Origin of the sequence: Streptomyces sp. M2CJ-2 (genome assembly GCF_016757295.1) — a bacterium.
Classification (GTDB): domain Bacteria; phylum Actinomycetota; class Actinomycetes; order Streptomycetales; family Streptomycetaceae; genus Streptomyces.
The window spans coordinates 1-9,842 of the sequence record NZ_JAESIF010000124.1 but is presented as its reverse complement, the minus strand read 5'-3'; the positions used below and the strand labels follow the sequence as shown (position 1 = coordinate 9,842).

Below are 9,842 nucleotides of genomic sequence, written 5' to 3'. Positions count from 1 at the left end.
GCGGCGCCTCGGCTTCCCGGCCGGGCGTCGCCGCGCCGGCGTCCCGGGCCACCTGCGGGCCGCGCGGGTAGTTCTGGAAAACCATCAGCGTGTCGAAGGTCGCGCCGGGACCGCCGGCGCGCTGGATCTCGGGAAGGCTCAGCTGCTGGTGGTCGAGCAGGGTGGCCTGCTGGTCCTGCAGCGGCGCCATGGCCTCGCGGAAGGGCACGGCTGCATCCAGCGGCACGCGCACCGGCACGGTGTTGATGAACAGCCCAACCATCCGGTCGGCCTGCGGCACCTCGGCGGGGCGGCCGGAGACGGTCGCGCCGAAGACCACGTCCAGCCGGCCGGACAGCTTGCCCACCAGCAGCGCCCAGGCAACCTGGAAGACCCGGTTGAGGGTGACCCCGGCGGCGCGCGCCACCTCCCGCAGCCGGTCGGCGAGTTCGTCGCCGACCTGGTCGATCACGTGCTGGAGCATCACCGGCGGACCGCCGCGGTCGTCAGGGCCCACCAGGGTGGGCTCCTCGGTCCCGGCCAGCATCGCGCGCCATGCCTCGCGCGCTGCGTCCTTGTCCCAGCGCGCCAGCCACTCGAGGTAGTCGCGGTACTGCGGCACCTTCGGAAGCACCGAGGGGTCGCCGCCGTTGCCGTAGACCGCCCACAGCTCGTGGAACAGGATCGGCAGCGACCAGCCGTCCATCAGGATGTGGTGCACCGTCACCACCATCCGGTGGTGGCCGGGGCCGATGCGCAGAAGCAGCACCCGCAGCAGCGGCGGCATGCCGAGGTCGAAGCGCCGAGCGTCGATCGCGGTCAGCCGCTTGGCCTCCGCTTCGGCTTCCTCGTCGCTCAGTTCGCTCAGGTCGGCGTGCGTCCACGGGATCCGCATGCCCTTGGCGATCACCTGGACCGTGTCGCCGGCCGCGCGGGAGCGGAAGGCTGCCCGCAGACTCGCGTGCCGGTCCAGCAGCGCCTGCCAGGACGCCTCGAGCACCTCGGGCCGGAGCACGCCGTCGAGGTTGAGGATCCGCTGCCCGACGTACACATCGCGGGGCGCGTCCTGGTCGTACACCGCATGGAACAGCAGTCCCTCTTGCAGCGGGGAAAGTGGCCACACGTCCTCGACCGTCAACTGGGTCATCATGCTCTCCGTTCGGGTGAGCCGGGACTGTCCGCCGTGTCGGGCGGCGGCAGCAGGTGCGGGGGACCTCCCCCGGGCGGCAGCGGGGGCAGGTCGCGGTAGCCGTTGGCCTGGTCCTGCTCGGCGTCCGGGCGTGGCGCGGGCGGATTGGCAAACTGGGTCCGGTAGAGGTCCGCGTACAGGCCGCCGCCGTCGACGAGCTCGGCGTGCCGGCCGCGTTCGACGACCCGGCCGCCTTCGAGCACGAGGATCTGGTCGGCCTCGCGGATCGTGGACAGGCGGTGCGCGATCACCAGCGCGGTACGTCCGGCCAAGGCGGTGCGCAGCGCCTTCTGCACCGCCGCCTCGGATTCCGAGTCCAGGTGCGCCGTGGCCTCGTCGAGCACGACCACGGACGGCTTCTTGAGCAGCAGCCGCGCGATCGACAGGCGCTGCTTCTCGCCGCCGGAGAAGCGGTAGCCGCGGTCGCCCACCACGGTGTCGAGGCTGTTGGGGAGCGAGGAGACCAGATCCCAGACCTGTGCGGCTTCGCATGCCTCCACGAGCTCGGTCTCGGTGGCGCTCGGCTTGGCGTAGAGCAGGTTGGCGCGGATGGTGTCGTGGAACATGTGCGCGTCCTGCGTCACCAGGCCGACGGTGTCGTGCAGCGAGGCCAGGGTCAGGTCGCGCACGTCGTGCCCGCCGATCCGCACAGCGCCCTCGGTGGGCTCGTAGAGCCGCGCCACCAGCTGGCTGATCGTGGTCTTGCCCGAACCGGAGGGCCCGACGAGCGCGGTCAGCCGACCGGCCGGGGCGCGGAAGCTCACCCCCCGCAGCGCCTGGGCGTCGCCGGAGCGCTCCGGCAACGGCAGCGCCAGCGTCTCGAGCGAGGCGAGGGAGACCTCGCCCGCCGGGGGATAGCGGAAGGAGACGTCTTCGAACTCGACCTCCGGGGCCCGGGCCGGGTCCGCGGAGGGCAGCGCGATCGGGTCCGGCCGCTCCACGATCAGCGGCTGGAGATCCAGTACCTCGAACAGTCGGTCGAAGGAGACGAGCGCGGTCAGGTAGTTCGACTGCAGGTTGGAGAGCTGATTGATCGGGCCGAAAAGCCGGGCCAGGAGCGTGGCCAGGGCCACGAGCGTGCCGATCTGGATGGTCCGGTCGACCACCAGCTCACCGCCGACGCCGTAGACCACCGCCGTGGCGAGCGACGCCAGCAGCGTCACCGTCACCAGCAGCATCCTCGAGTAGACGGCGGTGACCACGCCGACGTCCCTGACCCGCGCCGCGCGGTCGGCGAACCAGCGGGCCTCGCCCTCCGGCCGGCCGTAGAGCTTGACCAGCAGCGCACCGGCCACGTTGAAGCGCTCCTGCATGAGCGAGCCGAGTTCGGCGTCCAGTTGCATCGACTCGCGCAGGTTGCGCTGCAGCCTGCGGCCGACGACACGTCCCGGCAGCAGGAAGAAGGGCACCGTGACGAGCGCGACCAGGCCGACGAGCCAGGACAGGTAGAAGATCGTGGCGATCACGAGGCTCAGCACCAGCAGGTTGGAGAGCATGCTGGACAGCAGCACGGTCACCGCCTGCTGGGCCTCCATCACGTCGGTGTTGAGCCGGCTCACGAGCGAACCGGTCTGCGCCCGGGTGAAGAACGCGAGCGGCTGCTTCAGCACGTGCCGGTAGACTTGGGTGCGCAGGTCGTAGATCAGTCCCTCGCCGATGCGCGCCGAGCTGCGGCTGACGAGGAAGCCCACCAGTGCCTGCAGCAACGCGAGGCCCGCCACCGCGGCGGCGGCGGCCGCCACGACACCCTTGTCGCGGGGCAGGATGCCGTGGTTGATGAGCTCCTTGAACAGCAGCGGCGTGGAGACGGTGATGACGGCGTCGATCACGGTCAGGCTCAGCAGCGCGGCAATGTGCCAGCGGTAGGGCCGGGTGTAGGGCAGGATCCTCCGTGAGGTGCCCGGCCTGACCCGTCCCCGGGTCGGCTCCGCCTCGTCGCCGGTGGTGGCCCGTACCGTGATCAGCGGGCCCGGGCCGCCCATCATGATGTGACGGCCTCCCCCCCGCCCGGCGCTGTGACCGGGTTCGGTGGCCGCTGGTCGGTCCAGGCGCCGTCGATGTAGTCCAGGCACTCGTCGCGGGTGCCCTCGCCGTGCGCGATCCGCCAGCCGACCGGCAGTTGTGCGAAGGCGGGCCAGAGCGAGTACTGGCCTTGGGGGTTGACCAGCGCGAGGTAATCGGCGTCCGGATCGTCGAAGGGGTTGGTCATCTCGGTCTCCTTTCGTTCGAGTGCCGGCCGTCGCGGGTCGACGGGGGAGGGCGGGACGGTCCTGACGCGACGTCACCCATGTGACCGCGTCGTGAAACGGCCCGCTCTGCTGAGCACGTCCGCCGCGTGGATACGCAGCCCCTGCTGGACCGCGAATTCCGCCATGTACGCGCGGAAGCCTTCCGCCGGCTCGGCGGCGAGGTTCACCATGCGGCGGTTGGCGGTGACGGCCGAATCGCGCAGCAGGTCGAGGGCGCGGTCGACGGCCCGATCGAGATGCGCGGGATCGACGACCTCGTCGACGAGCGTGCGGGCCTCTGGATCGTTCGCGCGCACGCACCGTCCGCCGAGGATGATCTGCCTGGCCAGCCGGGGGCCGGTCAGCCGGGGGAGCCGGAAATCGGCGGCGCCCGGGACGATTCCCTCCTGCGCGGCCGGCAGGCTCAGGTAGGCGTCGGAAGCCGCGAGCACGTGGTCCACCACGAGCAGCAGCTGCATGCCGCCGCCGATCGCGAAGGCGTCCACCGCAGCCACCCACGGCATGTCGGTGAACGGATAGCGCCAGGACGCCTCGTCCGTGCGCAGACCGAGCAGCAGTTTCCTGAGATAGCCGAGCTCCCGGCGCAGCAGAAAGCCGACAAGCGTGATCTCGCCCGCATGCAGGCGCTTGAGGTTGATCCCGGCGCTGAAGACGCGGCGGCCCGCGTAGCGCGGGTGCGTCATCTCGCCGCCCCGGATGAGCCCGATCTCGCAGTGCCGATCCAGCAGCGCGAGGTCGACCGCGGTCTCCATGTCGTCGACCTGCTGTTCGTCCTCGGCGTTGAGGCGGTCCGCAGCGCACATGGTGATCCGGGCCACCCCCTCGCGCCGCTCCACCCTCGTGGTTTCCAGCCGGATCACTCCGGTGGCCTGAAACTCCTTGAGCATGCCGAGTGCGCGTTCGGTGGGCCGGAGCATGGAATCCATCAGGTGGTCGCCGACGGCCGGGCAGCGCAGCAGGCCGCGCAGGAAGACGCCCAGGTCGATCTCGTAGCCGAGGCGCTCCGGGACCGGCCTGGCCCGTTCAGCCCGCAGTTGCGCGGGCGTGGGCACCAGGCCGGGCACGATCGACGCGGCGGCCTCCACCAGGCCGTCGAGCCGCGGGCGGCGGGTAAGGCCCCCTGTGAGCCGGTCGTAGAGTGGCTCGGCGTGGCGGTCCACGAAGGCGGTGCGTTCCGCGCGTGCGGCCTCCAGCGCCTGCTCGGTCCGGGCGCGGAGCTCGCCGGTCCGCGGCCCGGGCTCGGGGAACGGCGCGAGCAGCCGGGCCGCCCGGTCGAGCCTGTCCGCGGCGCGTCCCTGCTCGGTGGCGGGCGCCTGCGCGTCCGATGTGCTCACGCCGTCACCCCGTCTGCCAGTCGAGTGCGCCGCAGCGAGCGGTCGCAGGCGGCCAGGTGCAGGCCTAGCGCGTCCTCGAAGCTCATCCACTCAGCATCGAACGCCAGTTGGCGGCGGATCGCGAGTTCTGGGCCGGACAGGCGGCGCAGCAGTCGGGCGACAGCTGCCAGGGTGCGCCGGGGGTCCGTGCTCACCCGGTCCACCAGGCTCCGGTCCAGGGCCTCGCGAGCGGTGATCGGCTCCCCGAAGAGCACCATGCGGCGCGCCCCGGCCAGTCCGAGCTGCTGGGTCAGCCGGAAGGTGGCCATGCCGGGCCAGATTCCCTGCTCGTGGAAGGGCAGGAGCAGCCGGAGGTCAGGCGTCGCCACCCGGACGTCGGCCGCGAGCAGAAGGTCCAGCGCGGTGCCGCCGCACTCCCCGCTCGCCGCCACCAGCGTGGGCAGCCGGAGCCGCTCGAAGCGGCGCACAGCCCGCTCCCACTTCGTGACGGTGGCCACGTCGGCCACCTTCGCCACCGCCTCGGGCGTCGGGGCGCCGGAGACGTACAGGGTCGCGTAGTCGGCTCCGGCGGAATCCGCCTCGTCGCAGAGAGCAGAGACGGTGCGGGCCAGTTCGGCCGAGATCTCCCGGCTGCCGTCCACGCGCAGCACGGGACCCCCGGGGAGGGCGTTGACTAGCATCTGTCGATCTCCCTTGCGCTGGGTCACCATCGGATGAGTGCGGATTCGATCGCCGAACCCGGCCCCATGGCCATCAGCACGCCGTAGTCGCCGGCGCTGACCACGCCTTCCTGCAGGAGCCGGTCGTAGGAGAAGATGAACGAGCAGCTGGAGACGTTGCCGAAGTCGCGCAGCACGGTGATGGTGTGCCGCAGGTCGTGGCGGGTCAGCCCGAGGTTGACGACGACCGCGTCGATGACCTTCTTGCCGCCGGAGTGCACCAGCCAGTGGGCGACGTCGCCGCGGCGCAGCGACGTGCCGGCCAGCAACCGGTCGATGACGCTCTCCGCGTGCGCGCCGACCACGTAGGGGATCTGCGGGTCCAGGAAGAAACTGAAGCGGCCCTGGTCGCGGTCCCAGTCGTAGCGCATCGCATCGATGGCGTCGATGATGGTGACGCCCGCGGTCTTCAGGATCCGGGGGCCGTCGAGGCCGCGGCCGGGACCTTCCTCGGGCTGCCCGCCGCCGGCCGGGTCGGCCATGACCGCGATCGCCGCGGCGCCGTCGCCGAAGAGGCTGTTGACCACGGCCGTACGCATCGTCGAGTCCATCGTGTACGCGGCCGAGCAGGCCTCCGCGCAGACCATCACGGCCAGCCGGCCCGGATTCACCGCGGCCCAGCCGCGGACTACACCGAGCGCGTTGAGCCCGGCGTTGCAGCCCATGCCGACGATGTCGGCGCGGCCGGTGTGCGAGTCCATGCCGAGTTCGCGGATCAACAGCGCGCTCAGGCCCGGGGTGAGGAAGCCGGTCGAGGTCACGCAGCACAGGTACGCCACCTCGGACAGGTCGGCCCCGATCCGCTTGAGGCACAGGACCAGCGCGTTCGCTCCCAGGCTCACGGCCCAGGCCTTGTGCTTGTCGAGGAGATCGCCCTGGGCCTCCCGGATCCTGGTGCCGTCGGGCGCCGCCGGGGGCAGCACCAGCGAGCGCCGTTCGATGGCGCCCATCAGGAAGACGGACCGCACCTTCGGGTCGGTGATCCCGAACAGGTCGAGCAGGTCCTGCTGGGAATAGGACTCGGGTGGCACTGCGGTGCCCACGCCCAGGATGCGCGGTGCTGTGACGGTCAGCGGTCGGTCCAGGGCCGCGGTCATGGTGCGTCACTCTCCGTTCCAGTGCTGAGCGCTTCGTTGTCGTGCCGTCTCGTCGCTGAGCGCCTCCACGAACCGCGCGAGCCGCTCGACGCCCTCATCGACCTGCCCGGGTGTCAGATAGCTGATGGAGAGCCGGATGTCCTGCTCTCCCCCGCCGTGCGGATGGAAGAACTCCATGGGCGTCCAGATCACGCCGAAGTCGCGGGCCGAGCGCTCCAAAGCCGCGGTGCCGGTGCGGAAACCGGTGCGCAGGGTGAGGAAGAAGCCACCGTCGGGGCGGTTCCAGTCGACTCCGAGCTCCCGGCGGTGCCTTTCGGGTAGCCGCCGGTCGAGCTGCGCGAGCGTTCCGGCCATGCTGCGGCTGTAGTGCTCGGCAGCCCTGGCGTTGAGGGCGGAGGGCCGGCCGTCCGCGCTGAGCAGCGCGCCCGCCGCGACCGCCTGGCTGAGCGAGGACGTGTTGACCGTGACCATACTCTTGACCTTCGCCAAGTCGTCTGCGAGCAGCCGGATTCCGCCAGAGCTGTCGCGCACCTCCTGGTCGGCCACGACATAGCCGACTCTGGCGCCGGGGAACAGCGTCTTGGAGTAGGTGCCGAGTTGGATGACGCTCCTCGACCCGTCGAGTGCCTTGAGCATGGGGCGGCGTGGCCCAGGGCCGCTGAGCCGGTAGGGGCTGTCCTCGAGGACGAGCAGTCCGTGGCTCTCGGCCAGCCCGAGCAGCGCGACGCGCGTCGGCAGGTCCAGCGTGGATCCCGTGGGATTGGCGTGGTCCGGCACCACGTAGACGGCCCTCGGCCGACGGCCTGCGGCGCGCTGCGCACGCACGGCCTCGTCGAGGTCCGCCACAACCAGCCGCCCGTCGCGCTCGGGGACCGCGACCACCGGGATGTCGAGCAGCCGCGCGGCCCCCATGATGCCGACGTAGCAGGGGGTGATGAGGAGGAGCACGTCCTCGGGCGTCGCGAACAGCGTGCGCAGCGCCAGGAACATCGCCTCCTGCGCGCCGACGGTCACCACGATCGACTCGGGCGCGACCTCGAATCCCTCGTCCTGCCACAACGAGTGCGCGATCAGCTCCCGAATCTGCCCCGCGGCCGGCCCGTACTGGTAGAAGCCGCTGCGCACTTCCGCCGCCCCCGCGCCCCGGCTCTCCAAGTACGCCGCATACCGGCGCAGGTGCGCGTGGACCTCCTCGATTTCGAAGAAACCGTCATAAGGACGCCCCGGTGCGAAGGACACCGCGTTCGGGTAGGTGAATGTGATCTCGTTCAGGAAATTCATCCGGTCGAGAACCGGATCCTCGATGCTCGAGTGCAGTGTTGTCGAATCGAGCACCATGATTCCCACCTTTCCGCGTCCTAGCTGGAGTTCAGGCACTCCGTCGGAAGGCGGATGCCAAGACTCGTATGAGGACGTGCGGCAGAGCAACGATTCGAGGAATGCGCCGCGAACGGTCTCCGGAATGCCCAGGCCCGGCGGGCCGGGCCCCGGCAGGCGCTGTAATTCGGTTTCGGTTGACGGGCCGGGCACCCCTCCACTCGGTGCGCCCGCCGCCGCAAACGCGGAGCGCACCGCGGAACCGCCCGGCAGGGTTTCCCCTCGGTTCCCGGGATGCGCTCTGTCCCGTCGGCGGGACTCGGGATACTCCGCCGCAATCGTTCCGTCAAGAACAGCCGGATGAGGCCTCGTCGAGTATCTGCCTCACCCAATTGCGCCAAGTCCTGCCCCTCACGGCGGCGCCCCGCCGGCCCAATCGGCCGTCGTCGACGCGGAGCCGCAGCATGGCGTCGCTTCGCTTCGTCGGCAACCGCCACAGGCAGCGGCGCGCGGCCCACCTCAGATGTGGGCCGGAGGATCGGGGTGCGTCCCACCTGCGGTTCGCCGGGATCGCCCTCCCACGTTTGGACATTGGCCAATTTCGGCTTCAACTTCATGGTGGCCCCCTCGGACCCGGCCCGCGCGCTCTGGTCCCCGGCAGCGTCGCTGCAAGTGCATTACCCGCTCGGCGATGCAGGCGCGGCGCTTGTGTGCGAAGCGAAACAGCCATCGAAGGGACCGGGCTGAGCGCAACGCGAGGGTGCCGAGCATCCCACAGCCCGCGGAGCACGCCCTGTCGCTACTTCGCACCGGCAGCGGATGCCTGGAGCACAGGGCTCTGTCTGCTGTTTGTCCTTGCTTCTTCCAGTACGCGCCACCAGGTAAGAGCCTGTCAAGCGCTGAGGATCGCCACCTCGCCGCAGCCTGCTTCCCACCCCGGCTTAGCACCACCCGGGACTCCACTATCGTGCGCGCCAGCAAAAGCCGGTGCCACCGGGCGATAGGTTCCGTAGGCCCGCTCATTCAGCCGGGCACCGCCGCCTGAAGCCGCAGGGCTTGAACAGGCTGCCCATCCCCGGTCCGGCTACCGGGGGCATCGGATGAACTCCCCAAGTACGGCCGGGAGCATGCCTGACCGCTCCCGGCCCCATGACCCAGCCGGCAGAAGACCGCCCCGCAGGTTGCCTCTGCGGGGGCGCCGCAGGGGCAACCTGCGGGCCGATGCTGACCTCTTGCTGACCTCGACACCCGCACCACGCGCCTCACCTGCGGGTTCGCCGGAGTGCTAGCTCTCGGACTTGATCAAAGTGCGCAGCATTCTATGCTCCTAGAATACGGCTCCCTGCCCGCTTGCTGCAGGTCAAGGGCGTTCTTCACTGTACAACGGCACGCGTTGGGCCCGAAGATTGTGAGGAACATCGGTTCACTCTGGTGATAGGGCTCCTGCCTGCGTTTCCGCGCGAACCGGGCTGTTGCGACGCCGCCGACCAGGCGTCTGTTCGGACAGCCGTCTCGGAATGTGCGGGGACTGATGCTGATCAGATACTGACTTACCCGACGGAGCATCAGGTAAATGAGGGGCACAGGACGACTCGCTTCCTGAGAGTGCCTAACTGATCAGTCGACGTACTCGCCGTCGCGACCGGCTGTGTTGGCCGAGGTTCGTGTCACACCCGTGCCAGATCGTGCGGGGAACCACGAGGAACCACTGGGGAACACCGGGAACCAGCCCGACAAGCGATCGGACGTTGGCAGCGCTTCCGCCCAGGCCAGTCGAGCAGCCGCCCGTAGATCACCTCAGCTTCCCAAGCTGATGGCTCAGGAGCCGTGCTCCCGAACTGGCCGTCGCAGCCTTTCTGGTCGACGACCGACAGCGTGGCTGGGGCTAGGGCCTGTTCGGGATCGTGATCATGTGGCGGGGGCAAGGCTGCGCAGCCAGATGATGGCGCCGCGCAGCT

The 9,842-nt window shown here is 70.3% G+C and carries 7 protein-coding genes; all 7 read right to left on the bottom strand.

Annotated features, from left to right (window positions below; genetic code table 11):
• A partial coding sequence (locus JL475_RS36895) for a condensation domain-containing protein (RefSeq protein WP_237409334.1) occupies positions 1-1,129 on the bottom strand: 1,129 nt, incomplete at its 3' end.
• Entirely contained in the window at positions 1,126-3,153 is a 2,028-nt protein-coding gene (locus JL475_RS36890; RefSeq protein ID WP_202282555.1) for an ABC transporter ATP-binding protein, read from the bottom strand. The genes JL475_RS36895 and JL475_RS36890, both read right to left, overlap by 4 nt.
• Positions 3,150-3,377, bottom strand: a complete 228-nt coding sequence (locus JL475_RS36885) for an MbtH family protein (protein ID WP_202282554.1) — start codon at positions 3,375-3,377, stop codon at positions 3,150-3,152. The genes JL475_RS36890 and JL475_RS36885 overlap by 4 nt, the downstream gene beginning before the upstream one ends.
• Positions 3,378-3,449: 72 nt before the next feature.
• Entirely contained in the window at positions 3,450-4,751 is a 1,302-nt protein-coding gene (gene dpgC / locus JL475_RS36880; RefSeq protein ID WP_202282553.1) for a (3,5-dihydroxyphenyl)acetyl-CoA 1,2-dioxygenase DpgC, read from the bottom strand.
• Positions 4,748-5,431, bottom strand: a complete 684-nt coding sequence (gene dpgB / locus JL475_RS36875) for an enoyl-CoA-hydratase DpgB (RefSeq protein WP_202282552.1) — start codon at positions 5,429-5,431, stop codon at positions 4,748-4,750. Before dpgB ends, dpgC begins: the two co-directional genes overlap by 4 nt.
• 23 nt (positions 5,432-5,454) lie before the next feature.
• Complete coding sequence (gene dpgA, locus JL475_RS36870) at positions 5,455-6,567, bottom strand: 3,5-dihydroxyphenylacetyl-CoA synthase DpgA (RefSeq protein WP_202282551.1); 1,113 nt, start codon at positions 6,565-6,567, stop codon at positions 5,455-5,457.
• A gap of 6 nt (positions 6,568-6,573) precedes the next feature.
• Positions 6,574-7,905, bottom strand: coding sequence for a PLP-dependent aminotransferase family protein (locus JL475_RS36865; protein WP_237409332.1), 1,332 nt, complete (start codon positions 7,903-7,905; stop codon positions 6,574-6,576).
• Positions 7,906-9,842 lie beyond the last annotated feature (1,937 nt).

Coding starts and splice junctions, on each gene's coding strand:
- JL475_RS36865 (WP_237409332.1), bottom strand. CDS start 7,905: ATGGTGCTCGATTCGACAACACTGCACTCGAGCATCGAGGATCCGGTT.
- JL475_RS36890 (WP_202282555.1), bottom strand. CDS start 3,153: ATGATGGGCGGCCCGGGCCCGCTGATCACGGTACGGGCCACCACCGGC.
- JL475_RS36885 (WP_202282554.1), bottom strand. CDS start 3,377: ATGACCAACCCCTTCGACGATCCGGACGCCGATTACCTCGCGCTGGTC.
- dpgA (WP_202282551.1), bottom strand. CDS start 6,567: ATGACCGCGGCCCTGGACCGACCGCTGACCGTCACAGCACCGCGCATC.
- dpgB (WP_202282552.1), bottom strand. CDS start 5,431: ATGCTAGTCAACGCCCTCCCCGGGGGTCCCGTGCTGCGCGTGGACGGC.